24 protein-coding genes are annotated in these 25,520 nt (G+C 49.8%); 15 read left to right on the top strand and 9 right to left on the bottom strand.

All coding sequences use genetic code 11. The features are described from left to right. Nucleotides 1–149 precede the first annotated feature (149 nt). The 7 genes from iaaA to ACK8NJ_RS15720 all read left to right on the top strand — a co-directional run bounded on the left by iaaA (nucleotide 150) and on the right by ACK8NJ_RS15720 (nucleotide 10,245). Entirely contained in the window at nucleotides 150–1,115 is a 966-nt protein-coding gene (iaaA, locus tag ACK8NJ_RS15750) for a beta-aspartyl-peptidase (RefSeq protein ID WP_328116955.1), read from the top strand. Continuing rightward, a complete protein-coding gene (gene gsiA / locus ACK8NJ_RS15745; protein WP_085459470.1) occupies nucleotides 1,102–2,973 on the top strand; it encodes a glutathione ABC transporter ATP-binding protein GsiA in 1,872 nt (623 codons plus the stop codon). Before iaaA ends, gsiA begins: the two co-directional genes overlap by 14 nt. A 19-nt stretch (nucleotides 2,974–2,992) precedes the next feature. Continuing rightward, on the top strand, nucleotides 2,993–4,531 hold the full coding sequence (gsiB, locus tag ACK8NJ_RS15740; RefSeq protein WP_000090158.1) for a glutathione ABC transporter substrate-binding protein GsiB: 1,539 nt from the start codon (nucleotides 2,993–2,995) through the stop codon (nucleotides 4,529–4,531). A gap of 17 nt (nucleotides 4,532–4,548) precedes the next feature. Beyond that, the gene (gene gsiC / locus ACK8NJ_RS15735; RefSeq protein WP_000936052.1) at nucleotides 4,549–5,469 is read left to right on the top strand and encodes a glutathione ABC transporter permease GsiC; all 921 of its coding nucleotides are present in this window, start codon (nucleotides 4,549–4,551) and stop codon (nucleotides 5,467–5,469) included. 2 nt (nucleotides 5,470–5,471) lie between these two features. Continuing rightward, nucleotides 5,472–6,383: a glutathione ABC transporter permease GsiD gene (gsiD, locus tag ACK8NJ_RS15730; protein WP_407228072.1), complete on the top strand. Its 912-nt coding sequence runs from the start codon at nucleotides 5,472–5,474 to the stop codon at nucleotides 6,381–6,383. Between the two features lie 177 nt (nucleotides 6,384–6,560). Then, complete coding sequence (locus ACK8NJ_RS15725; protein WP_407228071.1) at nucleotides 6,561–8,909, top strand: sensor domain-containing phosphodiesterase; 2,349 nt, start codon at nucleotides 6,561–6,563, stop codon at nucleotides 8,907–8,909. A gap of 7 nt (nucleotides 8,910–8,916) precedes the next feature. After that, on the top strand, nucleotides 8,917–10,245 hold the full coding sequence (locus ACK8NJ_RS15720) for a GGDEF domain-containing protein (RefSeq protein ID WP_247840482.1): 1,329 nt from the start codon (nucleotides 8,917–8,919) through the stop codon (nucleotides 10,243–10,245). Nucleotides 10,246–10,291: 46 nt separating this feature from the next. Here the strand turns inward: ACK8NJ_RS15720 and rimO are convergent, their stop codons facing one another. Beyond that, nucleotides 10,292–11,617 carry a 30S ribosomal protein S12 methylthiotransferase RimO gene (rimO, locus tag ACK8NJ_RS15715; RefSeq protein WP_000049367.1) on the bottom strand — a complete coding sequence of 442 codons (1,326 nt, stop codon included), beginning with the start codon at nucleotides 11,615–11,617 and terminating at the stop codon, nucleotides 10,292–10,294. A 212-nt stretch (nucleotides 11,618–11,829) separates the two neighbouring features. On the opposite strand from rimO, the gene bssR reads away from it, so the two are divergent. Both bssR and yliI read left to right on the top strand, forming a co-directional pair. Further along, nucleotides 11,830–12,213, top strand: coding sequence for a biofilm formation regulator BssR (gene bssR, locus ACK8NJ_RS15710; protein WP_000497137.1), 384 nt, complete (start codon nucleotides 11,830–11,832; stop codon nucleotides 12,211–12,213). 110 nt (nucleotides 12,214–12,323) lie between these two features. Then, a complete protein-coding gene (yliI, locus tag ACK8NJ_RS15705) occupies nucleotides 12,324–13,439 on the top strand; it encodes an aldose sugar dehydrogenase YliI (protein WP_000555031.1) in 1,116 nt (371 codons plus the stop codon). On the opposite strand, the gene gstB is transcribed toward yliI, so the two are convergent. Then, complete coding sequence (gstB, locus tag ACK8NJ_RS15700; RefSeq protein WP_001295292.1) at nucleotides 13,436–14,062, bottom strand: glutathione S-transferase GstB; 627 nt, start codon at nucleotides 14,060–14,062, stop codon at nucleotides 13,436–13,438. The two genes, yliI and gstB, sit on opposite strands and share 4 nt — an antisense overlap. Nucleotides 14,063–14,308: 246 nt before the next feature. Between gstB and dacC the strand changes: the two genes are divergently transcribed. Next, the gene (dacC, locus tag ACK8NJ_RS15695; protein ID WP_000195961.1) at nucleotides 14,309–15,511 is read left to right on the top strand and encodes a serine-type D-Ala-D-Ala carboxypeptidase; all 1,203 of its coding nucleotides are present in this window, start codon (nucleotides 14,309–14,311) and stop codon (nucleotides 15,509–15,511) included. Between the two features lie 46 nt (nucleotides 15,512–15,557). Here the strand turns inward: dacC and deoR are convergent, their stop codons facing one another. Continuing rightward, the gene (deoR, locus tag ACK8NJ_RS15690) at nucleotides 15,558–16,316 is read right to left on the bottom strand and encodes a DNA-binding transcriptional repressor DeoR (RefSeq protein WP_000450121.1); all 759 of its coding nucleotides are present in this window, start codon (nucleotides 16,314–16,316) and stop codon (nucleotides 15,558–15,560) included. Nucleotides 16,317–16,373: 57 nt separating this feature from the next. Then, nucleotides 16,374–16,970 (bottom strand): undecaprenyl-diphosphate phosphatase, encoded by a 597-nt coding sequence (gene ybjG / locus ACK8NJ_RS15685; protein WP_000892317.1) that lies wholly within the window; start codon nucleotides 16,968–16,970, stop codon nucleotides 16,374–16,376. Nucleotides 16,971–17,254: 284 nt separating this feature from the next. Here ybjG and mdfA point away from each other — a divergent pair, with 284 nt between their 5' ends. Beyond that, nucleotides 17,255–18,487: a multidrug efflux MFS transporter MdfA gene (gene mdfA, locus ACK8NJ_RS15680; protein WP_001308516.1), complete on the top strand. Its 1,233-nt coding sequence runs from the start codon at nucleotides 17,255–17,257 to the stop codon at nucleotides 18,485–18,487. Between the two features lie 40 nt (nucleotides 18,488–18,527). Here the strand turns inward: mdfA and ybjH are convergent, their stop codons facing one another. From ybjH to ACK8NJ_RS15665, 3 genes are all read right to left on the bottom strand, one after another. Next, complete coding sequence (ybjH, locus tag ACK8NJ_RS15675) at nucleotides 18,528–18,812, bottom strand: protein YbjH (RefSeq protein WP_000605487.1); 285 nt, start codon at nucleotides 18,810–18,812, stop codon at nucleotides 18,528–18,530. An 85-nt stretch (nucleotides 18,813–18,897) separates the two neighbouring features. After that, a complete protein-coding gene (ybjI, locus tag ACK8NJ_RS15670; RefSeq protein ID WP_001308518.1) occupies nucleotides 18,898–19,713 on the bottom strand; it encodes a 5-amino-6-(5-phospho-D-ribitylamino)uracil phosphatase in 816 nt (271 codons plus the stop codon). Then, nucleotides 19,713–20,921: an MFS transporter gene (locus ACK8NJ_RS15665; protein WP_000217859.1), complete on the bottom strand. Its 1,209-nt coding sequence runs from the start codon at nucleotides 20,919–20,921 to the stop codon at nucleotides 19,713–19,715. Before ACK8NJ_RS15665 ends, ybjI begins: the two co-directional genes overlap by 1 nt. A gap of 83 nt (nucleotides 20,922–21,004) precedes the next feature. On the opposite strand from ACK8NJ_RS15665, the gene rcdA reads away from it, so the two are divergent. Next, a complete protein-coding gene (gene rcdA, locus ACK8NJ_RS15660) occupies nucleotides 21,005–21,541 on the top strand; it encodes a DNA-binding transcriptional regulator RcdA (RefSeq protein WP_001295289.1) in 537 nt (178 codons plus the stop codon). A gap of 174 nt (nucleotides 21,542–21,715) precedes the next feature. Here the strand turns inward: rcdA and ACK8NJ_RS15655 are convergent, their stop codons facing one another. Next, nucleotides 21,716–23,401 (bottom strand): aspartate:alanine antiporter, encoded by a 1,686-nt coding sequence (locus ACK8NJ_RS15655; protein ID WP_001024876.1) that lies wholly within the window; start codon nucleotides 23,399–23,401, stop codon nucleotides 21,716–21,718. Between the two features lie 269 nt (nucleotides 23,402–23,670). On the opposite strand from ACK8NJ_RS15655, the gene ACK8NJ_RS15650 reads away from it, so the two are divergent. Continuing rightward, a complete protein-coding gene (locus tag ACK8NJ_RS15650; RefSeq protein ID WP_000681108.1) occupies nucleotides 23,671–24,048 on the top strand; it encodes an inner membrane protein YbjM in 378 nt (125 codons plus the stop codon). A 29-nt stretch (nucleotides 24,049–24,077) separates the two neighbouring features. Here the strand turns inward: ACK8NJ_RS15650 and grxA are convergent, their stop codons facing one another. Beyond that, nucleotides 24,078–24,335 carry a glutaredoxin 1 gene (gene grxA, locus ACK8NJ_RS15645; protein ID WP_180565933.1) on the bottom strand — a complete coding sequence of 86 codons (258 nt, stop codon included), beginning with the start codon at nucleotides 24,333–24,335 and terminating at the stop codon, nucleotides 24,078–24,080. Between the two features lie 159 nt (nucleotides 24,336–24,494). On the opposite strand from grxA, the gene ACK8NJ_RS15640 reads away from it, so the two are divergent. Both ACK8NJ_RS15640 and nfsA read left to right on the top strand, forming a co-directional pair. Next, nucleotides 24,495–24,782 carry a DUF1418 family protein gene (locus tag ACK8NJ_RS15640; RefSeq protein WP_001201580.1) on the top strand — a complete coding sequence of 96 codons (288 nt, stop codon included), beginning with the start codon at nucleotides 24,495–24,497 and terminating at the stop codon, nucleotides 24,780–24,782. After that, entirely contained in the window at nucleotides 24,766–25,488 is a 723-nt protein-coding gene (gene nfsA, locus ACK8NJ_RS15635) for a nitroreductase NfsA (protein WP_001599617.1), read from the top strand. The genes ACK8NJ_RS15640 and nfsA overlap by 17 nt, the downstream gene beginning before the upstream one ends. Nucleotides 25,489–25,520: the final 32 nt, after the last annotated feature.

Genomic DNA, 25,520 nt, shown 5'->3' with positions numbered 1-25,520 from the left:
CACAGACTGTATGCCACCTCGGGCGTAGCGCTGGCTCCTGCCTTTACATGCCATATCCATCTTTCTATATTCAAAAATTGAATGAGTAATTCATAAAAATTCTGATATTTATAGCAAAAGTGGCGAGCCACCCTTAATGGACGAATACTATGGGCAAAGCAGTCATTGCAATTCATGGCGGCGCAGGTGCAATTAGCCGCGCGCAGATGAGTCTGCAACAGGAATTACGCTACATCGAGGCGCTGTCTGCCATTGTTGAAACCGGGCAGAAAATGCTGGAAGCGGGCGAAAGTGCGCTGGATGTGGTGACGGAAGCGGTGCGTCTGCTGGAAGAGTGTCCACTGTTTAACGCCGGAATTGGCGCTGTCTTTACGCGTGATGAAACCCATGAACTGGACGCCTGTGTGATGGATGGTAACACCCTGAAAGCCGGTGCGGTGGCGGGCGTTAGTCATCTGCGTAATCCGGTTCTTGCCGCCCGGCTGGTGATGGAGCAAAGCCCGCATGTGATGATGATTGGCGAAGGGGCAGAAAATTTTGCGTTTGCTCATGGCATGGAGCGCGTCTCGCCGGAGATTTTCTCCACGCCTTTGCGTTATGAACAACTACTGGCAGCGCGCGAGGAAGGGGCAATGGTTCTCGACCATAGCGGTGCGCCACTGGATGAAAAACAGAAAATGGGCACCGTGGGGGCCGTGGCGTTGGATTTAGACGGCAATCTGGCGGCAGCCACGTCCACGGGCGGAATGACCAATAAATTACCCGGACGAGTTGGCGATAGCCCCTTAGTGGGTGCCGGATGCTACGCCAATAACGCCAGTGTGGCGGTTTCTTGTACCGGCACGGGCGAAGTCTTCATCCGCGCGCTGGCGGCATATGACATCGCCGCGTTAATGGATTACGGCGGATTAAGTCTCGCGGAAGCCTGCGAGCGGGTAGTAATGGAAAAACTCCCTGCGCTTGGCGGTAGCGGTGGCTTAATCGCTATCGACCATGAAGGTAATATCGCGCTACCGTTTAACACCGAAGGAATGTATCGCGCCTGGGGCTACGCAGGCGATACGCCAACCACCGGTATCTACCGTGAAAAAGGGGACACCGTTGCCACACAGTGATGAACTTGATGCCGGTGATGTGCTGGCGGTTGAAAATCTGAATATTGCCTTTATGCAGGACCAGCAGAAAATAGCTGCGGTCCGCAATCTCTCTTTTAGCCTGCAACGCGGTGAGACGCTGGCAATTGTTGGCGAATCCGGCTCCGGTAAGTCAGTGACTGCGCTGGCATTGATGCGCCTGTTGGAACAGGCGGGCGGTTTAGTGCAGTGCGATCAAATGCTGTTGCGGCGGCGCAGTCGCGAAGTGATTGAACTTAGCGAGCAGAGCGCTGCACAAATGCGCCATGTGCGCGGTGCGGATATGGCGATGATATTTCAGGAGCCGATGACATCGCTGAACCCGGTATTTACTGTGGGTGAACAGATTGCCGAATCAATTCGTCTGCATCAAAACGCCAGTCGTGAAGAAGCAATGGTCGAGGCGAAGCGGATGCTGGATCAGGTACGCATTCCGGAGGCACAAACCATTCTTTCACGTTATCCGCATCAACTCTCTGGCGGGATGCGCCAGCGAGTGATGATTGCGATGGCACTGTCATGCCGCCCGGCGGTGCTGATTGCCGATGAGCCAACCACCGCGCTGGATGTCACTATTCAGGCGCAGATCCTGCAATTAATCAAAGTATTGCAAAAAGAGATGTCGATGGGCGTTATCTTTATCACTCACGATATGGGCGTGGTGGCAGAGATTGCCGATCGGGTACTGGTGATGTATCAGGGCGAGGCGGTGGAAACGGGTAGCGTCGAACAGATTTTTCATGCACCGCAACATCCTTACACCCGTGCGCTGTTAGCTGCTGTTCCGCAACTTGGTGCGATGAAAGGGTTAGATTATCCCCGACGTTTCCCATTGATATCGCTTGAACATCCAGCGAAACAGGAACCACCCATCGAGCAGAAAACGGTGGTGGATGGCGAACCTGTTTTACGGGTGCGTAATCTGGTCACCCGTTTCCCTTTGCGCAGCGGTTTGTTGAATCGCGTAACGCGGGAAGTGCATGCCGTTGAGAAAGTCAGTTTTGATCTCTGGCCTGGCGAAACGCTATCGCTGGTGGGCGAGTCTGGCAGCGGTAAATCCACTACCGGGCGGGCGTTGCTGCGCCTGGTCGAATCGCAGGGCGGCGAAATTATCTTTAACGGTCAGCGAATCGATACCTTGTCACCCGGCAAACTTCAGGCATTGCGCCGCGATATTCAGTTTATTTTTCAGGACCCTTACGCTTCGCTGGACCCACGTCAGACCATCGGTGATTCGATTATCGAACCGCTGCGCGTACACGGTTTATTGCCAGGTAAAGAAGCGGCTGCCCGCGTTGCGTGGTTGCTGGAGCGCGTGGGCCTGTTACCTGAACATGCCTGGCGTTACCCGCATGAGTTTTCCGGCGGTCAGCGCCAGCGCATCTGCATTGCTCGCGCGTTGGCATTGAATCCAAAAGTGATCATTGCCGACGAAGCCGTTTCGGCGCTGGATGTTTCTATTCGCGGGCAGATTATCAACTTGTTGCTCGATCTCCAGCGTGATTTCGGCATTGCGTATCTGTTTATCTCCCACGATATGGCTGTGGTAGAGCGGATTAGTCATCGTGTGGCGGTGATGTATCTAGGGCAAATTGTTGAAATTGGTCCACGGCGCGCGGTCTTCGAAAACCCGCAGCATCCTTATACGCGTAAATTACTGGCGGCAGTTCCGGTCGCTGAACCGTCCCGACAACGACCGCAGCGTGTACTGCTGTCGGACGATCTTCCCAGCAATATTCATCTGCGTGGCGAAGAGGTGGCAGCCGTCTCGTTGCAATGCGTCGGGCCGGGGCATTACGTCGCACAACCACAATCAGAATACGCATTCATGCGTAGATAACATTCAGGCGGAGAATAAAATGGCAAGAGCTGTACACCGTAGTGGGTTAGTGGCGCTGGGCATTGCGACAGCGTTGATGGCATCTTGTGCATTCGCTGCCAAAGATGTGGTGGTGGCGGTAGGATCGAACTTCACCACGCTCGATCCATATGACGCGAATGACACGTTATCTCAGGCCGTAGCGAAATCGTTTTACCAGGGGCTGTTCGGTCTCGATAAAGAGATGAAACTGAAAAACGTGCTGGCGGAGAGTTATACCGTTTCCGATGACGGCCTTACTTACACCGTGAAACTGCGGGAAGGAATTAAATTCCAGGATGGCACCGACTTCAACGCAGCGGCGGTAAAAGCGAATCTGGACCGGGCCAGCGATCCGGCGAATCATCTTAAACGCTATAACCTGTATAAGAATATTGCCAAAACGGAAGCGATCGATCCGACAACGGTAAAGATTACCCTCAAACAGCCGTTCTCAGCGTTTATTAATATTCTTGCCCATCCGGCGACCGCGATGATTTCGCCGGCAGCGCTGGAAAAATATGGCAAGGAGATTGGTTTTCATCCAGTGGGAACCGGGCCGTATGAACTGGATACCTGGAATCAGACCGATTTTGTGAAGGTGAAAAAATTCGCGGGTTACTGGCAGCCAGGATTGCCCAAACTGGACAGCATAACCTGGCGTCCGGTGGCGGATAACAATACCCGCGCGGCAATGCTGCAAACCGGTGAAGCGCAGTTTGCTTTCCCCATTCCCTACGAGCAGGCCGCACTGCTGGAGAAAAACAAAAATATCGAGTTGATGGCCAGTCCGTCAATTATGCAGCGTTATATCAGTATGAACGTGACGCAAAAGCCGTTCGATAACCCGAAGGTCCGTGAGGCGCTGAATTACGCCATTAACCGCCCGGCGCTGGTGAAAGTAGCCTTCGCGGGCTATGCAACGCCAGCTACTGGTGTGGTACCGCCGAGTATCGCCTACGCGCAAAGTTATAAACCGTGGCCTTACGATCCAGTGAAAGCGCGCGAATTACTGAAAGAGGCGGGATATCCCAACGGTTTCAGTACCACGCTGTGGTCGTCACATAACCACAGCACCGCGCAGAAAGTGCTGCAATTTACCCAGCAGCAGTTAGCGCAGGTCGGGATTAAAGCCCAGGTGACTGCGATGGATGCCGGACAGCGGGCGGCAGAAGTTGAAGGTAAAGGGCAAAAAGAGAGCGGCGTGAGGATGTTCTACACTGGCTGGTCGGCTTCAACCGGCGAAGCTGACTGGGCACTATCGCCGCTGTTTGCATCGCAAAACTGGCCACCGACGCTGTTTAATACCGCGTTTTACAGCAATAAACAGGTGGATGACTTCCTGGCTCAGGCACTGAAAACTAATGATCCGGCAGAAAAGACCCGTTTATATAAGGCGGCGCAGGATATCATCTGGCAAGAGTCGCCGTGGATCCCGCTGGTGGTAGAAAAACTGGTGTCGGCACACAGTAAAAACCTGACCGGTTTTTGGATCATGCCAGACACCGGTTTCAGCTTTGAAGACGCGGATTTGCAATAAGCAACGCAGGGAGTGGAATGCTTAATTACGTTATCAAACGCTTACTGGGGTTGATTCCAACGCTGTTTATCGTCTCGGTGCTGGTGTTTTTATTTGTCCATATGCTGCCCGGCGATCCGGCGCGATTGATTGCCGGGCCCGAAGCTGATGCGCAGGTTATAGAACTGGTGCGTCAGCAGCTGGGGTTGGATCAGCCGCTGTATCACCAGTTCTGGCACTATATCAGCAATGCTGTGCAGGGGGATTTTGGCCTGTCGATGGTGTCGCGTCGTCCGGTTGGCGATGAGATTGCCAGCCGCTTTATGCCAACGCTGTGGCTGACCATAACCAGTATGGTCTGGGCGGTGATATTTGGTATGGCGGCGGGAATTATCGCCGCCGTCTGGCGTAATCGTTGGCCGGATCGATTGAGTATGACCATTGCGGTGTCGGGGATCTCGTTTCCGGCATTTGCGCTGGGGATGCTTTTAATTCAGGTATTCTCCGTTGAACTGGGCTGGCTGCCTACCGTGGGAGCAGACAGTTGGCAGCACTACATTTTACCCTCCCTGACGCTCGGCGCGGCAGTGGCAGCCGTGATGGCGCGCTTTACCCGCGCGTCGTTTGTCGATGTTTTAAGCGAAGATTATATGCGTACCGCGAGGGCGAAAGGGGTGAGCGAAACCTGGGTTGTCCTCAAACACGGGCTACGCAACGCGATGATCCCGGTAGTGACCATGATGGGCTTACAGTTTGGCTTTTTGCTCGGTGGTTCCATCGTGGTGGAGAAAGTTTTCAACTGGCCCGGACTTGGACGCTTACTCGTTGACTCCGTAGAAATGCGCGATTACCCGGTGATTCAGGCGGAAATTCTGCTGTTCTCACTGGAATTTATTCTTATCAACTTAGTGGTGGATGTGCTTTACGCCGCCATTAACCCGGCTATCAGGTACAAGTAAGGATGCGACTATTTAACTGGCGACGTCAGGCGGTGTTAAACGCCATGCCACTGGTCAAACCTGACCAGGTACGTACACCGTGGCATGAATTCTGGCGACGATTTTGCCGTCAGCATATGGCGATGACCGCCGCATTGTTCGTTATTTTATTGATTGTGGTGGCTATTTTTGCACGCTGGATCGCTCCCTATGACGCCGAAAATTATTTTGATTATGACAATCTGAATAACGGACCTTCTTTGCAGCACTGGTTTGGCGTTGATTCACTGGGGCGTGACATTTTCAGCCGTGTCCTGGTTGGTGCGCAAATCTCACTGGCGGCGGGTGTGTTTGCCGTGTTTATCGGTGCGGCGATCGGGACGTTGCTGGGCTTGCTTGCTGGATATTATGAAGGCTGGTGGGATCGGCTGATCATGCGCATTTGCGATGTGCTGTTTGCCTTTCCGGGTATTTTACTGGCGATCGCTGTTGTTGCGGTGTTGGGAAGCGGCATTGCTAACGTGATTATTGCAGTCGCCATTTTTTCCATCCCCGCGTTTGCCCGACTGGTGCGCGGCAACACGCTGGTGTTGAAACAGCAAACCTTTATTGAGTCCGCACGCAGTATTGGTGCCAGCGATATGACCATTTTATTGCGTCATATCTTGCCTGGGACCGTCTCGTCTATCGTGGTGTTTTTCACCATGCGCATCGGTACCTCGATTATCTCTGCCGCCAGCCTGTCATTTCTCGGCCTCGGTGCGCAGCCGCCGACACCAGAGTGGGGAGCAATGCTCAATGAGGCACGAGCGGATATGGTTATCGCGCCGCATGTCGCTGTTTTTCCGGCCCTGGCTATTTTTCTGACCGTACTGGCGTTCAATTTGTTGGGCGATGGTTTACGCGATGCGCTGGATCCGAAAATTAAAGGATAGTTACGTTTGAATATTGCTTGAAAGGGTAATCACCTCACAGGAAATTATTGCCCTAAGCAAGTGTTGTAACTTTCTGCTGATTTTGTAGAATCGGGTAATTTGGTTAAAAAGCCGCAGCAAGGGACAATTTTTGCAGCGGCACAGCGTTCAGATAGTTATTTTGTTAAATGTATTAACATGCTGAGTTTATACGAAAAGATAAAGATAAGGCTGATAATTTTATTTTTATTGGCAGCACTGTCATTTATTGGTCTTTTTTTCATCATTAACTATCAACTGGTATCGGAGCGCGCGGTAAAACGTGCCGATAGCCGCTTTGAACTTATTCAGAAAAACGTTGGCTATTTCTTTAAAGATATTGAACGCTCGGCCCTGACATTAAAGGACTCACTGTATTTATTAAAAAATACAGAGGAGATTCAACGCGCAGTGATCCTGAAAATGGAAATGATGCCATTTTTAGACTCGGTGGGACTGGTACTTGATGATAATAAATATTATCTCTTTTCGCGGAGGGCGAATGATAAAATCGTTGTTTATCATCAGGAACAAGTAAATGGACCGCTTGTCGACGAGTCAGGGCGGGTTATTTTTGCCGATTTTAATCCATCGAAACGACCATGGTCGGTGGCTTCAGATGACTCTAACAACAGCTGGAATCCGGCATACAATTGCTTTGATCGTCCGGGTAAAAAATGTATCTCTTTTACGCTACACATCAACGGCAAAGATCACGATTTGTTAGCGGTGGATAAAATTCACGTCGATTTGAACTGGCGATATCTGAACGAGTATCTTGATCAAATCAGCGCTAATGATGAAGTTCTATTTTTAAAACAAGGCCATGAGATCATTGCCAAGAATCAACTCGCTCGTGAAAAACTAATTATTTATAATAGCGAAGGTAATTATAATATTATTGATTCTGTCGATACTGAATATATCGAAAAAACTTCAGCGGTGCCAAACAACGCATTATTCGAAATCTATTTTTATTATCCTGGTGGTAATTTATTGAACGCATCAGATAAACTTTTTTATCTGCCGTTTGCTTTCATTATTATCGTATTGCTGGTGGTTTATTTAATGACCACTCGTGTGTTCCGTCGGCAATTTTCTGAAATGACAGAGCTGGTTAATACGCTGGCGTTTTTGCCTGACTCAACGGATCAAATCGAGGCTCTGAAAATTCGCGAAGGCGATGCGAAAGAGATTATCAGCATCAAAAATTCGATCGCGGAAATGAAAGATGCCGAAATTGAACGGTCAAATAAATTGCTCTCACTGATCTCTTACGATCAGGAAAGCGGTTTTATTAAAAATATGGCGATTATTGAGTCCAACAATAATCAGTATCTGGCTGTGGGGATCATCAAACTGTGTGGTCTGGAAGCCGTGGAAGCGGTGTTTGGTGTTGATGAACGCAATAAAATCGTCAGGAAATTGTGTCAGCGAATTGCCGAGAAATATGCGCAATGCTGCGATATCGTGACATTTAATGCCGATCTCTATTTACTTCTGTGCCGGGAAAATGTACAGACATTTACCCGTAAAATAGCGATGGTAAACGATTTTGACAGCAGCTTTGGCTACCGCAATCTGCGCATCCATAAGTCTGCCATTTGTGAACCTTTGCAGGGAGAAAACGCCTGGAGTTACGCAGAAAAACTGAAACTGGCGATTTCCAGTATCCGTGACCATATGTTCTCAGAGTTTATTTTCTGTGATGACGCGAAACTCAACGAAATAGAAGAGAATATCTGGATTGCGCGTAATATTCGCCATGCAATGGAAATTGGCGAACTATTCCTCGTCTATCAACCGATCGTTGATATTAACACCCGCGCCATTCTGGGCGCGGAGGCGTTGTGCCGTTGGGTGTCTGCGGAGCGGGGGATCATTTCACCGCTGAAGTTCATTACCATTGCTGAAGATATCGGGTTTATCAATGAGCTGGGTTATCAGATTATTAAAACGGCAATGGGTGAATTCAGACATTTTAGCCAGCGTGCGTCGCTGAAGGATGATTTCTTACTGCATATTAATGTTTCGCCCTGGCAGTTAAACGAACCACACTTTCATGAGCGTTTTACCACCATCATGAAAGAAAATGGCCTGAAGGAGAACAGCCTCTGTGTTGAGATCACTGAAACCGTGATCGAGCGAATTAATGAACATTTTTATCTCAATATTGAACAACTGCGTAAACAAGGGGTACGGATATCGATTGATGACTTTGGCACCGGTTTGTCAAACCTGAAACGTTTTTATGAAATTAATCCAGATAGCATAAAAGTGGACTCACAATTTACCAGCGATATTTTCGGTACTGCGGGAAAAATTGTGCGCATTATTTTCGATCTGGCACGCTATAACCGGATCCCGGTGATTGCGGAAGGCGTAGAGAGCGAAGACGTTGCGCGTGAATTAATCAAATTAGGATGTGTTCAGGCTCAGGGGTATCTGTACCAGAAACCCATGCCATTCTCCGCCTGGGATAAAAGTGGAAAATTAGTAAAAGAGTAGTTTACGTATGTCCAGAATCAATAAGTTCGTACTTACAGTCAGTCTGCTGATTTTTATCATGATTTCAGCAGTTGCCTGCGGGATCTACACTCAAATGGTAAAGGAACGGGTGTATGGCCTGAAACAGTCCGTTATTGATACTGCTTTTGCGGTGGCAAATATTGCTGAATATCGGCGTAGCGTGGCAATTGATCTCATCAACACGCTAAACCCCACGGAGGAACAGCTGTTGGTTGGTTTGCGCACAGCTTACGCCGACTCGGTTTCACCCTCTTATTTGTACGATGTCGGTCCTTATCTGATTTCCAGTGACGAATGTATTCAGGTAAAGGAGTTCGAGAAAAATTATTGTGCAGATATTATGCAGGTTGTGAAGTATCGACATGTCAAAAATACAGGGTTTATCTCTTTTGACGGTAAAACCTTCGTCTATTACCTCTATCCGGTAACTCACAATCGTAGTCTGATATTTTTGCTTGGTCTGGAACGTTTTTCTTTACTGTCAAAATCGCTGGCGATGGATAGCGAGAACCTGATGTTCTCCCTGTTCAAGAACGGTAAATCGGTGACCGGTGATGAATATAACGCTAAAAACGCCATCTTCACCGTTTCGGAAGCAATGGAGCACTTCTCCTATTTGCCGACCGGGTTGTACGTATTTGCGTATAAAAAAGATGTTTATTTGCGGGTTTGTACATTGATTATTTTCTTTGCCGCATTGGTGGCAGTGATATCGGGTGCCAGTTGCCTCTATCTGGTACGCAGAGTGATTAATCGTGGTATTGTGGAGAAAGAAGCCATTATTAATAACCATTTTGAACGCGTACTGGATGGCGGGCTTTTCTTTTCGGCTGCCGATGTCAAAAAACTCTACAGTATGTATAACTCGGCATTCCTGGACGATCTGACCAAAGCGATGGGCAGAAAATCTTTTGACGAAGATTTAAAAGCGCTGCCGGAAAAAGGCGGTTATTTGTGCCTGTTTGACGTCGATAAATTCAAAAACATTAACGACACCTTCGGTCATTTGCTGGGCGATGAAGTGTTGATGAAAGTGGTGAAAATCCTTAAATCACAGATCCCGGTAGATAAAGGTAAAGTCTACCGCTTCGGCGGTGACGAATTTGCGGTGATTTATACTGGCGGCACGCTGGAAGAGTTGCTATCGATTCTAAAAGAAATCGTTCATTTCCAGGTGGGAAGCATTAATTTAAGCACCAGTATCGGTGTAGCGCATTCCAATGAATGTACCACCGTCGAACGCTTGAAAATGCTGGCGGATGAGCGGTTGTATAAGAGTAAGAAAAACGGCAGGGCTCAGATTAGCTGGCAGTAATCATTATTCGCAGGCCGGACAAATGATTTTGCCCGGCCTGAATTAATTAAACCCGGCTACCCCACAAATCGTACTCATCGGCGTGCTCGACTTTCACACGCAGGATATCACCCGGCTTAACGTTGGTTTCACCATTGAGATAAACCGCGCCGTCGATTTCCGGTGCATCTGCCATGCTGCGACCAATCGCGCCTTCTTCGTCCACTTCGTCGATAATCACCAGAATTTCACGGCCCACTTTCTCTTGCAGGCGCTCGGCGGAAATCTGCTGCTGCAGCTGCATGAAACGGTTCCAGCGTTCTTCTTTCACTTCTTCCGGAACCTGGTCAGGCAGGGCATTGGCGTCTGCACCTTCAACCGGGCTGTATTTAAAGCAGCCAACGCGATCCAGACGCGCTTCTTTCAGGAAGTCGAGTAGCATCTGGAAATCTTCTTCTGTCTCGCCAGGGAAGCCGACAATAAAGGTTGAGCGTAGGGTCAGTTCCGGGCAGATTTCGCGCCACTGTTTGATACGCGCCAGTTGGCGATCTACAGAACCCGGACGCTTCATCAGTTTGAGAATGCGCGGGCTGGCGTGCTGCAACGGAATGTCCAGATACGGCAGGATTTTGCCTTCTGCCATCAGTGGGATGACGTCGTCCACATGCGGATAAGGGTAAACGTAGTGCAGACGTGTCCAGATCCCCAGTTTCGATAACTGTTCGCACAGGCTGACCATGCTGGTTTTTACCGGCTCGCCGTTGTGGAAGCCAGTACGATGTTTAACATCAACGCCATAGGCGGAAGTATCCTGCGAGATCACCAGAATCTCTTTAACGCCCGCATCTACCAGACGTTTCGCTTCACTTAACACTTCGCCAATCGGACGGCTCACCAGGTCGCCGCGCATAGACGGAATAATGCAGAAGGTGCAGCGGTGATTACAGCCTTCAGAAATTTTCAGATAGGCATAATGACGCGGCGTCAGTTTCACGCCTTGTTCTGGCACCAGGCTCAGGAATGGGTTGTGTTTCGGTTTTGGCACGTAGTGATGAACGTGCTCCAGAACCTGCTCATAGCTATGAGGCCCGGTGATTTCCAGCACTTTCGGGTGGACTTCGCGGATCTGATCTTCTTTTGCCCCCAGACAACCGGTCACAATTACCTTGCCGTTTTCATTCAACGCTTCACCAATGGCTTCCAGTGATTCTTGTACCGCGCTGTCAATAAAGCCGCAGGTGTTGACGATCACCATGTCCGCATCGTCATAGCTCGGTACCACGTCATAACCTTCAGTGCGTAGTTCGGTGAGAATACGCTCTGAATCGACAAGGTTTTTCGGACAGCCAAGGGAAACAAAGCCGATTTTCGGCTGGGGAGTTACTTTGCTCATAGCTTAAAAAATATTCAGTTACAGGAAAGGTCAGGGCAGGGATTCTACAGAGTTCTGGATAAAATTTGTATCGCAATCTCATTCGCTGGCGGAGGCGAAGGAAATGTAAATTTTGTTAATTCGGCGTGAAGAATTGATCCTGGACAGCATTTTGCTCAAAAAATAGCCATACTATTTAATTGCAACAAGGCTGGAAAGAGGAGGATCGAAGTATGTTCGTTGACAGACAGCGAATCGATCTGCTGAACCGGTTGATCGACGCACGCGTTGACCTCGCTGCATACGTGCAACTGAGGAAGGCAAAAGGATACATGTCCGTCAGCGAAAGCAATCATCTACGAGATAACTTTTTTAAACTGAATCGCGAACTGCACGATAAATCGCTGCGGTTGAATCTTCATCTGGATCAGGAAGAGTGGAGTGCTCTTCATCATGCTGAAGAAGCATTAGCGACAGCCGCAGTATGTTTGATGAGTGGGCACCATGATTGCCCGACTGTTATTACCGTCAACGCCGATAAGCTTGAAAATTGTCTGATGAGCTTAACGCTGAGTATCCAGAGCCTGCAGAAGCACGCCATGCTTGAGAAGGCCTGAAAACTAAGGGGGAGAAAGCGTCTCCCCCTTCATGTTTAAGTTTTTGTAAAAATGAATTTGTTATCTCCTCCACTGACTACGCTTTAAGCCAGAGTCAATCCGGAGGCGTTATGCATCGACAATCCTTTTTCCTTGTGCCCCTTATTTGTCTTTCTTCCGCTCTCTGGGCGGCTCCTGCAACGGTAAATGTCGAAGTACTGCAGGACAAACTCGACCATCCCTGGGCGCTGGCCTTTTTACCCGACAATCACGGTATGTTAATCACTCTGCGCGGCGGCGAGTTGCGTCACTGGCAAGCAGGAAAAGGATTATCTGCGCCGCTTTCCGGAGTGCCGGACGTTTGGGCGCACGGGCAGGGCGGTCTGCTGGACGTGGTTTTAGCGCCTGATTTTGCTCAGTCGCGCCGCATCTGGTTAAGTTATTCCGAAGTTGGCGATGATGGCAAAGCCGGAACTGCTGTGGGTTATGGCCGCTTAAGTGATGATCTCTCAAAGGTGACCGACTTCCGCACCGTCTTTCGCCAGATGCCAAAACTGTCTACCGGCAACCATTTTGGCGGGAGGCTGGTATTCGACGGTAAAGGTTATCTTTTTATTGCTCTGGGCGAAAACAATCAGCGCCCGACGGCGCAGGATCTGGATAAATTACAGGGCAAACTGGTGCGTCTGACCGACCAGGGCGAAATCCCGGATGATAATCCTTTTATAAAGGAATCCGGTGCGCGCGCCGAGATCTGGTCTTATGGCATTCGTAATCCGCAAGGAATGGCGATGAATCCGTGGAGTAATGCACTATGGCTGAATGAACATGGCCCGCGCGGTGGCGATGAAATTAATATCCCGCAAAAAGGCAAAAACTACGGCTGGCCGCTGGCAACCTGGGGAATCAACTATTCAGGCTTTAAGATACCGGAAGCGAAAGGGGAGATCGTCGCCGGGACCGAGCAACCTGTTTTTTACTGGAAAGATTCGCCCGCCGTGAGCGGCATGGCCTTCTATAACAGCGATAAATTCCCCCAGTGGCAGCAAAAATTATTTATTGGCGCGCTGAAAGATAAAGATGTCATTGTGATGAGCGTCAACGGCGACAAAGTGACAGAAGATGGCCGTATTTTAACGGACAGAGGGCAGCGAATTCGTGATGTTCGCACTGGACCCGACGGTTATTTATACGTTCTCACCGACGAGTCCAGTGGGGAATTACTTAAAGTTAGCCCACGCAATTAGCTAACGGGAATCATCACCACTTTGCGCACTGCGGGGCGTTCAGTGAGTTGCTGATACCAGCGTTGCAGATTTGGACGCGGTGTCCAGGTCAGGCCAACGTTAAACAAATTGTAGATGAACGGAGCGATAGCGATATCGCCCACACCAAACTCGTCGCCAGAGAACCATTTTACTTTTGCCAGTTCCGCATCGAGCAGGGCAAACAGGGCGTCGCACTCTTTACAACTGGCATCAATGGCGGCCTGATCGCGCTCTTCCGGTGGTGTTCTGACTAATCCCATCAGGATCCCGCGATGAGCATTACTGAGCGTCTGGTTTGCCCAGTCCATCCATTTTTCTGCTTCCGCACGACGTGCCGGTGAGTCGATCCACAGGCGTTTTTGCCCGTACTGTGCCGCCAGATAGCGGACAATAGCGTTTGATTCCCAAAGAATGAGATCACTTTCGTCGTCACGCAACAACGGCACCAGCCCGTTAGGGTTCATCGCCAGAAAATCAGCATCGTGATTTATCCCAAACTCACGGCCCGCGAGAATTTGCTCATAAGGTAGTTCCAGTTCTTCGAGCGTCAGCAATACTTTTTTTACGTTGGTTGAATTATTCCGACCCCACAGCGTAATCATACTCACCCCTTTTCCGACAGGCAGCCACAGGCTGAACAGGACTCCGATGGTGAAGTAAAGTTAACTTTTAAGCAACAGCTGGCAAAAAAATGACACCAGAAGCAGCGAAGCGGCAGGATATTGCATAAACTTTAAAAACTTTACCAACTTACGGTTTCTTTAAGTTTGTGTGTGCGTTATTAATCACCGAACTTATCATACGGCGATATAACGTATTTTTTTTGAATGGATACTCGGGTGGCATTTATGACGCAATACTCCTCTCTCCTTCGTGGTCTTGCAGCGGGTTCTGCATTTTTATTTCTTTTTGCCCCAACGGCATTCGCGGCGGAACAAACCGTTGAAGCGCCGAGCGTGGATGCGCGTGCATGGATTTTAATGGATTACGCCAGCGGTAAAGTGCTGGCAGAAGGCAATGCGGATGAAAAACTGGACCCCGCGAGCCTGACTAAAATCATGACCAGCTATGTGGTTGGGCAGGCGCTTAAGGCCGATAAGATTAAACTCACCGATATGGTGACGGTCGGTAAAGATGCCTGGGCGACGGGAAATCCGGCACTGCGTGGTTCATCGGTAATGTTCCTTAAACCGGGCGATCAGGTTTCGGTGGCAGACCTGAACAAAGGTGTGATTATCCAGTCCGGTAATGACGCCTGTATTGCGCTGGCCGATTACGTTGCCGGGAGTCAGGAGTCATTTATTGGTCTGATGAATGGTTATGCCAAAAAACTGGGTCTCACCAACACTACCTTCCAGACGGTGCACGGTCTGGATGCGCCGGGGCAGTTCAGTACCGCGCGCGATATGGCATTGCTGGGTAAAGCATTAATCCACGATGTGCCGGAAGAGTACGCCATTCATAAAGAGAAAGAGTTCACCTTCAACAAAATTCGTCAGCCTAACCGTAACCGTCTGCTGTGGAGCAGCAATCTGAATGTTGATGGCATGAAGACAGGAACCACGGCAGGCGCGGGATATAATCTGGTTGCTTCGGCTACCCAGGGCGATATGCGTTTGATCTCCGTAGTACTGGGTGCGAAAACTGACCGTATCCGTTTTAATGAGTCTGAGAAATTATTGACCTGGGGTTTCCGCTTCTTTGAAACCGTGACGCCAATTAAACCTGATGCCACCTTTGTGACTCAGCGCGTCTGGTTTGGTGATAAGAGCGAAGTGAATCTCGGGGCAGGCGAAGCGGGCTCAGTGACCATACCGCGTGGGCAGCTGAAAAACCTGAAAGCGAGCTACACGTTAACGGAACCGCAGCTTACCGCACCGCTGAAAAAAGGTCAGGTTGTCGGGACCATTGATTTCCAGCTTAACGGTAAATCCATTGAGCAGCGTCCGCTGATCGTGATGGAAAATGTGGAAGAGGGCGGATTCTTTGGTCGGATGTGGGATTTCGTGATGATGAAATTCCATCAGTGGTTCGGCAGCTGGTTCTCTTAATCTTCTGATAGCCGGATGGCGCGAAACGTCATCCGGTTATTCGTTGTTAATACATCAACTTAATACGCTGCGTCTGCGCGTACTTCACATACTCATCTTCCGGGCAACAATCGCTCACAACAATATCAAAGCGTTTCAGGTCACCCATGCGCGCCGGACGCACCTTGCCAAATTTACTGTGGTCGACAACCAGCACATGCTTTTGCGCCATCGACATGGCCCAGTGTTTTACCGGCAACTCTTCAAGATTAAAGCAGGTAGCGCCTTTACTGACATGCACGCCCGCAGCGGAATAAAAAGCGATATCCGGGCAAAAATTATTCAGCGTTTGCTGAAAATCGATGGGTTTGAAAATGGCGTTGCTGGCGTGAAATTCACCACCGCAAAGAAACGCGCGGCAATGGGGTTTCTCTTTCAGTGCCAGAAAGGTATTTAGCGAATAACAAACGGCGGTGAAAGGGATTTCATTATCAATCGCTTCAATAATCCACGGCGTGGTGGTGCCACAGTCAAAAAAGAGGGTCTGATCGGGTTCTACCAGCGTCGCAGCCAGTTTTGCCGCCCGGCGTTTTTCTTCCACCAGGCGGGATTTTTGATCGCTTAACAGGTAATGGCTGGCGCTGCGCGGTTCCAGAACAATATAGCCGCCGAGCAAAACGACGGGCGCACTGTGGTTGTTCAGATCGCGACGAATCGTCATCTCCGAAACCCCAAGCAGGGCGGCGGCGTCTTTAAGATGTAACTTATCGCTGCGTTTTAATTCTTGCAGCAGCTGCCCGATACGCTCTTCGCGACGTGTTTCCATAATCCCTCTGAATAGTTATTGAAGCGAGCCGCTCAATACTACACTTTTTAACAGAGATCAGTCACGCACCCAGCCTTTGCGGATCGGTAATGCAAAACAGAAACGATACCACGATTGCAGACGTTGATAGAGTTTATGCCCCATCGCTTGCCAGATAATCTGGGCGCTAAGACAGCCAATCATACCTGCCAGCAATCCACCGAGCATATCCAGCGGCCAGTGGACGCCAAGATAAACGCGCGACCAGGCAATGACGACGGCCAGCACCATTAAAAGTGAGCCGGACCACAGGCGATGCCAGCATAAAAATGCCAGTGCAAAGGTGAAAATCACCGTACCGTGATCGCTCGGGAATGAGTCATCCGCCGCATGATGCAGGAAGTTATAGCCGATATTTTCGACAAAGGGTCGGTCGTGCGGAAAAAGATGCCCCATCGTCCAGGACACAAACAGGCTGACCGCCAGCGCGATAGCGATTTTTATCACCAGTTGCCGTTGTGCTGTAAGCCCCCACAACCAAAGTACTGCGGCCAGCAGCGGTACCACGGTAATCAAATCTTTAGCAATAAAAATCGCCAACGAGATCATCCACGGCGCAGAGTCTGGCGTCGCGTTAATAAGAGAGAATAGAGAGAGATTCAAATTTTCCAGCATAACTTCCCGACGCAAAGTGATTAAAAGGGAGCCAATACAGGCAAGTCGTTGAGAATAAAGTGCAGGTTAAACTGGGTAAAGCGGCATCGTCTTATTTCCCTCAAGCGGCCTGTTTACGGTGGGTGATTGTAACGGGCATAGGTTAAATAAAACTTAAAGAAAGCGTAGCTATACTCGCAATAATGTAAGAATGTGCTTAACCGTGGTTTCAGCTACAAAATTTGCTTTCTCGTTAGCTGCGCTTTTATTAAACTTTGCGCGATTATTATTGGCGAAGAAATTGCATGCAAAATAAATTAGCTTCCGGTGCCAGGCTTGGACGTCAGGCGTTACTTTTCCCTCTCTGTCTGGTGCTGTACGAATTTTCAACCTATATCGGCAACGATATGATTCAACCCGGTATGTTGGCCGTGGTGGAACAATATCAGGCGGGCATTGATTGGGTTCCTACTTCGATGACCGCATATCTGGCGGGCGGGATGTTTTTACAATGGCTCCTGGGGCCGCTGTCGGATCGTATTGGTCGCCGTCCGGTGATGCTGGCGGGGGTGGTGTGGTTTATCATCACCTGTCTGGCAATATTACTGGCGCAAAACATTGAACAATTCACTCTGTTGCGCTTCTTGCAGGGCATAAGCCTCTGTTTCATTGGCGCTGTGGGATACGCCGCAATTCAGGAATCCTTCGAAGAGGCGGTTTGTATCAAGATCACCGCGCTGATGGCGAACGTGGCGCTGATTGCTCCGCTACTTGGTCCGCTGGTGGGCGCGGCGTGGATCCATGTGCTGCCCTGGGAAGGGATGTTCGTCTTGTTTGCCGCATTGGCAGCGATCTCCTTTTTCGGTCTGCAACGAGCCATGCCTGAAACCGCCACGCGTATAGGCGAGAAACTGTCGCTGAAAGAACTCGGTCGTGACTATAAGCTGGTGCTGAAGAACGGTCGCTTTGTTGCGGGGGCGCTGGCGCTGGGATTCGTTAGCCTGCCGTTGCTGGCGTGGATCGCTCAGTCGCCGATTATCATCATTACCGGTGAGCAGTTGAGCAGCTATGAATATGGCTTGCTGCAAGTGCCTATTTTCGGGGCGTTAATTGCGGGTAACTTGCTGTTAGCGCGTCTGACCTCGCGTCGCACCGTACGTTCGCTGATTATTATGGGCGGCTGGCCGATTATGATTGGTCTGTTGGTCGCTGCTGCGGCAACGGTTATCTCATCGCACGCGTATTTATGGATGACCGCCGGGTTAAGTATTTATGCTTTCGGTATTGGTCTGGCGAATGCGGGACTGGTGCGATTAACTCTGTTTGCCAGCGATATGAGTAAAGGTACGGTTTCTGCGGCGATGGGGATGCTGCAAATGCTGATCTTTACCGTCGGTATTGAAATCAGCAAACATGCCTGGCTGAACGGGGGCAACGGACTGTTTAATCTCTTCAACCTTGTCAACGGAATTTTGTGGCTGTTGCTGATGGTTATCTTTTTAAAAGATAAACAGATGGGAAATTCGCACGAAGGGTAAAAAAATGCCTGATTGCTTTGTGCGATCAGGCATTCTCGAATTAATGGTGATGGTCGTCAATCTGGTGTTCGATAACCATCCCTTCACCTACGCTGGCAAGATGGCGAACATAAGGATGCGGGCGGTAAGCCGGAGCTGGCGCAGGAGCCACATAGACGGTTTGCGGCACAGTCGCGACGCTGACCGCTTGTGGAACGCTGACTGAATCAGGAACCACAACCACTTTGTATCCACTCGGCACATTGACGGTGACACTTTGCGCCATCGCCACACCAGTAAAGCCCATTAAAAGCGCGCCCAACAGTAGACAATTTTTCATAATCATTTCGCCTGAAATAATGCAGCGGGTTAATTTCCGCGAATTATGCAGCCTTCATTCAGGCATTGTGTTGCCGGGCGTGCTGCCGTTTTTATTGGTTAAATGGCGCTTCGTGTTTAAGAACTTTATCGATCACATCCAGTACGCCTTCACGGTTATTGGAGCCTGCCCGGTATTTTGCCGCTGCGATGACCGCGCTGCCGGCATTTTCCATTGCAAAACTAAAGCCTGCCTGACGCAGCATCTCAATATCGTTACCGCCATCGCCAAAGACCACCACTTCGCTGTCGTCTATTCCCCATAATTTCTGCAGTTGGCGAAGGCCATTGGCTTTATGTACGCCGGGGATAATCAGATCGATACTGCCGTTGCCGGTGTGGACCGGCACCATAATATCGCCGATGGCCTCATGTAATGCTTTTTGTACTTGTGGAATCAGTTCATCGGAAAGATTCAGGCCAAACTTAAAGAAGATATCTTCTAAGTTGTCAAAGTTATCGACGTATTCCAGACGGTGATAATACATTTCCGCCACCGTTTTCATGGCATCGTCATATTTTTTGAGCGTATAGGCGCTATTTTTTCCGCAGGCAATAATTTCCACTTCCGGGCGCGTCAGCAAATGTTCCACGACAGTAGCAAACGCATCCTTCGACAGCTCGCCATTAAAAACATCTTTGCCTTCACTCACTACCCAGCCGCCGTTTTCAGCCACAAAGGCAATTTCATTAGCAATTTCAGGGAAGAAAGAGATCAACTGATAATATTGATTCCCGCTGGCGACCACAAAGCGAATGTCTTGTGCTTTCATTTGCTGATACTGAGCCATAAACCGCTCACGGTTATAGGTTTTTTGATCGCTTAAGAAAGTACCATCCATGTCTACCGCAATTAATTTAATGCTCATCAACTATTCTCCATCGCCGTCTGCGTTTTGGTATCGGGTTTGGCGACGGCTTTCGCGACAATAGCCGCGAGAATAACCAGCGCCAGTACAACCAGCATTGCACTACGTAATCCATAATGTTCGCCGAGATAGCCCAGCAGCGGCGGCCCGACGAGGAAAGCCAGATAACCGGTCGTTGCTACCACACTGACGCGGGTTGGTGCATCGGGGCCGGTATCGCTGGCGGCAGAAATGGTCAGTGGGAAGCCCAGCGAGGCACCTAGTCCCCAAAGTACAACAGACACTCCTGCGACCCAGGCGCTATCGACAAAAATAATCAGCCCAATACCCAACGCTCCCATTAGTGCACTGGCCCGAACCACGGCAACGCGACTGTAACGGTCGATGAACCAACCGCCGGTAAAGCGCCCAACAGTCATCCCCAGGGTAAAACCGGCATAAATCAGCGAGCCGGAAGTAGGGCTAAAACCGTGACCGTCAACCATTAATAAGGGTAACCAGTCGTTGGCAGAACCTTCGGCAAAGGCCATCGCCAGCACTACAACACCAATCAGCAGCAACTGGATATCGCGATAAAAAGGTACGCCTTTTTCACCATGCTGGGTGCCATCGGCAGCATTTTTGCCCGTACCATCAGGGATTGCCTGAATGGCGATATAAATAGGCGCGATGCCTACCAGCGCCGCCAATAAAATGTGCACCGTTGCCGGAACGCCAAAGGCCGTCAGTGCCATCCCGACACCTGCGCCTGCCAGCGTGCCCAGGCTATAAAAACCGTGCATCATCGGCAAAACCGTTTTATTCATTTCTCGCTCAACGGCAGCACCTTCAACGTTTATCGCCACTTCCGCAGAACCAAAACTTGCCCCAAAGACGCCGAGACCAACGGCAAAGAGCAAGGGCGATGTTAGCCAGAGTGCCAGACTTAGTATCATCATCCCGATCAATGCGCAGGACATCGTGACCAGGATGACATTACGCGTGCCAAAGCGTTTCACTAACCACGCCGAGCAGAGAATACCGCTCATTGAACCGATCGACAGACCAAAGAGGACTCCGCCCATTTCAGCGATCGAAACAGAAAGAATATCGCGGATAGCAGGCGTACGGGTTGCCCAGGACGCCATTAACAGGCCCGGCAAAAAGAAGAACATAAACAGCGCCCAGGTTCGGCGTTTCAATGCATTACGTGAAGAATTTACGGTCATAGATCACGTCAAAATAAGAAGAGGGAAGACAACATTAGCAAGGTTGTGTACATTTGTACACAATTGCAGAGAGAGGAAATGACATGCGTCGCGCTAACGATCCGCAACGGCGAGAAAAAATTATCCAGGCCACGCTGGAGGCGGTGAAACTTTATGGAATACATGCTGTTACGCACCGCAAAATTGCTACCCTTGCCGGGGTACCGTTAGGGTCGATGACCTACTATTTTTCAGGAATTGATGAGTTGTTGCTGGAGGCGTTCAGCAGTTTTACTGAGATCATGTCCCGGCAATATCAGGCATTTTTTAGCGATGTTAGTGATGCTCCGGGCGCATGCCAGGCTATCACCGATATGATTTACAGCTCACAGGTTGCAACGCCGGATAACATGGAGCTGATGTACCAGCTCTACGCGCTGGCTAGCCGAAAACCGCTATTAAAAACGGTAATGCAAAACTGGATGCAGCGCAGTCAGCAAACGCTCGAACAATGGTTTGAACCCGGAACCGCCCGCGCGCTTGATGCGTTTATTGAGGGGATGACGCTGCATTTTGTCACCGACCGTAAGCCGCTATCGCGCGAGGAGATTTTGAGGATGGTTGAGAGGGTTGCAGGGTAGTAGATAAATTTTAGATAACAAAAAACCCATCAACCTTGAACCAAAATGGCGGGGTTGATGGGCTCCACAAAATGGGGACATCAAAGAAAAGCAGTGGCACTAATTAAGACTGATGCCCTGCGGAAAAGTTCTGCGGTTGTGCAAAAAAATTTCATTTTCAGGGCAACTTCAGTTTTATCCTAATCCTGGCCATACCATGACGATGATTGTCCCTGCCAGCGTCAGCAGGACGTTGGCGATTGCGTAAGTGCCCGCATAGCCCAGCGCCGGGATATTACTGCGAGCTGTATCACTGATGATCTCCATTGCCGGCGCGCAGGTGCGTGCGCCCATCATTGCGCCGAACAACAGTGCGCGGTTCATTCGCAATACATAAGCACCGAACAAGAAGCAGATAACCACGGGCACCAGACTGACAATCAATCCGGCAATCAACATCTGACCGCCAATCGCGCCCAGGCCGTTATTAATACCGCTACCAGCGCTCAGACCAACGCCTGCCATAAACACCATCAAGCCGAACTCCTTCACCATGCTTAATGCACCCTGCGGAATGTAACCGAAGGTCGGGTGGTTAGCACGCATAAAGCCCAGCATAATTCCGGCGAATAACAACCCGGCAGCGTTCCCCATACCGAAACTGAATGTGCTGAACTGGAAGGTGATCATCCCGATCATCAGCCCAATAACAAAGAAGGCGCAGAATGCCAGCAAGTCAGTGACCTGGCTGTGAATCGAGATAAAGCCGATGCGATCGGCGATGGTTTTTACCCGGCGGGCATCGCCGCTGACTTGTAAAACGTCACCTTTGTTAAGCACGACGTTGTCATCAATCGGCATCTCAATCTGGCTACGAATGACGCGGTTAAGGAAGCAACCGTGATCGGTCAACTTCAGTTGTGCCAGGCGTTTGCCAACAGCGTTATGGTTTTTAACGACCACTTCTTCAGTGACGATACGCATGTCGAGAAGGTCACGATCGAAAACTTCTTTGCCATTACGGAAACTGGGATCGAGTCGGGCGTGGGCGTCGGGATAGCCTACCAACGCTATTTCATCGCCCATTTGTAGTACGGCATCACCGTCTGGATTTGCCAGAATCCCGTTACGCCGAATACGTTCAATGTAACAGCCAGTTTGTCGATAAATACCCAGTTCACGCAGATTTTTGCCGTCGGTCCAGGCTACCAGCTCCGGGCCGACGCGGTAGGCGCGGATCACCGGCAAATAAACCTTACGGTTGGCATCTGTGTCCAGGCCACGTTCGCGGGCGATTTGCTGGGCGCTGGTCTGTAAGTCCTGATGCTGCAATTTAGGCAAGTAACGCGCACCAACAATCAAACTCACCAGACCGATTAAATAGGTTAAGGCATACCCGAGGCTCAGATTATCCAGTGCCAGTGAGAGTTGCCTGCTTTCCATGCCGGAATGACGCAGTGTATCGCCAGCACCGACCAGAACCGGTGTTGACGTCATAGAGCCTGCTAACATACCGGCCGTCAGGCCAATATCCCAGCCAAACAGCTTACCTAACCCTAAGGCGATGACCAGCGCACTGCCAACCATCACCAGTGCTAACATTAGGTAATTTTTCCCATCGCGAAAAAAAATGGAAAAAAAGTTCGGTCCGGCTTCGACCCCGACGCAGAAAATAAACAGCATAAAGCCAAGATTAAGCGCGTCGGTGTTAATGCTGAAATGTTGTTGGCCTAATAACAGCGATACGACTAAAACGCCAATGGAATTACCCAGTTGGATCGAACCAAGTCGTAATTTCCCGAGACATAGCCCAAGTGCGAGGACCACAAATAATAACAGAATGTAATTCCCATTTAACAATTCGGCGACGTTTATATTCACGGAGGCTAACTTCTTGTTTACTAGTAAGCTGTTGAAAGAAATGGTAATTTACGATAATGTTTTTTACCAGAATTCAGGGCGCAGATTCATTCAGCGCACCTAAACGATAGTAAAGTAACAATATATTTTACTAGTGTAATCACATTAGGTATCAACGGCTATATGAATTGCGTTGGCCTATATTAGCATGGAATGCGAAGCGGCTTTATCTTACTGAACGCCACACTGGCGAAAAATGTGTTCGATAGACGCAGTGTCAGGAGGAACGAGTGAAACACAAACAACGTTGGGCGGGGGCAATCTGCTGTTTTGTCCTCTTCATTGTGGTGTGCCTTTTTCTGGCGACGCACATGAAAGGCGCTTTTCGGGCTGCCGGGCATCCTGAAATCGGCTTGCTGTTTTTCATTCTTCCTGGAGCAGTTGCCAGCTTCTTTTCACAGCGTAGAGAAGTCCTGAAACCTCTGTTTGGCGCAATGCTGGCGGCACCCTGTTCAATGCTTATTATGCGGCTGTTTTTTTCACCGACGCGCTCATTCTGGCAAGAGCTGGCATGGTTATTAAGTGCGGTGTTCTGGTGTGCGCTGGGGGCACTGTGTTTCTTATTTATCAGTAGTTTGTTTAAACCACAGCACAGAAAAAATCAATAAAGCCCTCAACGCGAGGGCTTGTCAGACGATCAGGCGTCCAGATTCTCTTTCACCCATGCAGCAAAATCGGTATAGCCGCCGATATGTTGCTGATCGACAAAAATCTGCGGCACGGTTTCTACGGGTTTACCTGCCTTTTGTTGTAGATCTTCTTTAGTGATCCCTTCCGCACGAATATCAACATACTGATACTGAAAATCATCGCGTTCATTGCTCAATTTCTCAGCCAGATCTTTTGCATGCACACAGTAAGGGCAACCCGGACGACCAAAAATAACGGTTTGCATTATTTCTCTCCTCATAGATTTATGCCTGTAATGATCACGCTAAAATGTATTCGCTGAAAGTAGGTTTAACCTGTTGCATTAATTGCTAAAAGCTATAACTGTTAAACACAATACAGTGAAAAGTTTTAGACTGAAGGCTCACTTTGCAGAGGGAAGCGTATGCGCGCGATCGGTAAATTGCCTAAAAGCGTGTTGATACTGGAATTTATCGGAATGATGTTGCTGGCGGTGGCGCTGCTGTCGGTAAGCGGCTCCCTGTCGCTGCCTGAGCCATTTTCTCGGCCAGAAGTGCAGATTCTGATGATTTTTCTCGGTGTTTTGCTCATGCTTCCCGCTGCGGTGGTGGTTATTCTTCAGGTGGCAAAACGTCTTGCCCCACAGCTGATGAACCGTCCACCGCAATATTCACGTTCAGAAAGAGAAAAAGATAATGACGCCAACCATTGAACTTATTTGTGGCCATCGCTCCATTCGCCATTTCACTGATGAACCCATTTCCGAAGCGCAGCGTGAGGCGATTATTAACAGCGCCCGTGCGACGTCCAGTTCCAGTTTTTTGCAGTGCAGTAGCATTATTCGCATTACCGACAAAGCGTTACGTGATGAACTGGTGACGCTGACCGGCGGGCAAAAACACGTAGCGCAAGCGGCGGAGTTCTGGGTGTTCTGTGCCGACTTTAACCGCCATTTACAGATCTGTCCGGATGCACAACTTGGCCTGGCGGAACAACTGTTGCTCGGTGTCGTTGATACGGCAATGATGGCGCAGAATGCGTTAACCGCAGCGGAATCGCTGGGATTGGGCGGGGTATATATCGGCGGCCTGCGCAATAATATTGAAGCGGTGACGGAGCTGCTGAAATTACCGCAGCATGTTCTGCCGCTGTTTGGGCTGTGCCTTGGCTGGCCTGCGGATAATCCAGATCTTAAGCCGCGTTTACCGGCCTCCATTTTGGTGCATGAAAACAGCTATCAACCGCTGGATAAAGACGCACTGGCGCAGTATGACGAACAACTGGCGGAATATTACCTCACCCGTGGCAGCAATAATCGCCGGGATACCTGGAGCGATCATATCCGCCGAACAATCATTAAAGAAAGCCGCCCATTTATTCTGGATTATTTGCACAAACAGGGTTGGGCAACGCGCTAAAACCGCCACGCCGATGTATGATACGCGGGCTT

Origin of the sequence: Escherichia sp. F1, assembly GCF_046764225.1 — a bacterium.
Classification (GTDB): domain Bacteria; phylum Pseudomonadota; class Gammaproteobacteria; order Enterobacterales; family Enterobacteriaceae; genus Escherichia; species Escherichia coli.
This window is presented reverse-complemented; position numbering and strand designations above follow the sequence as displayed.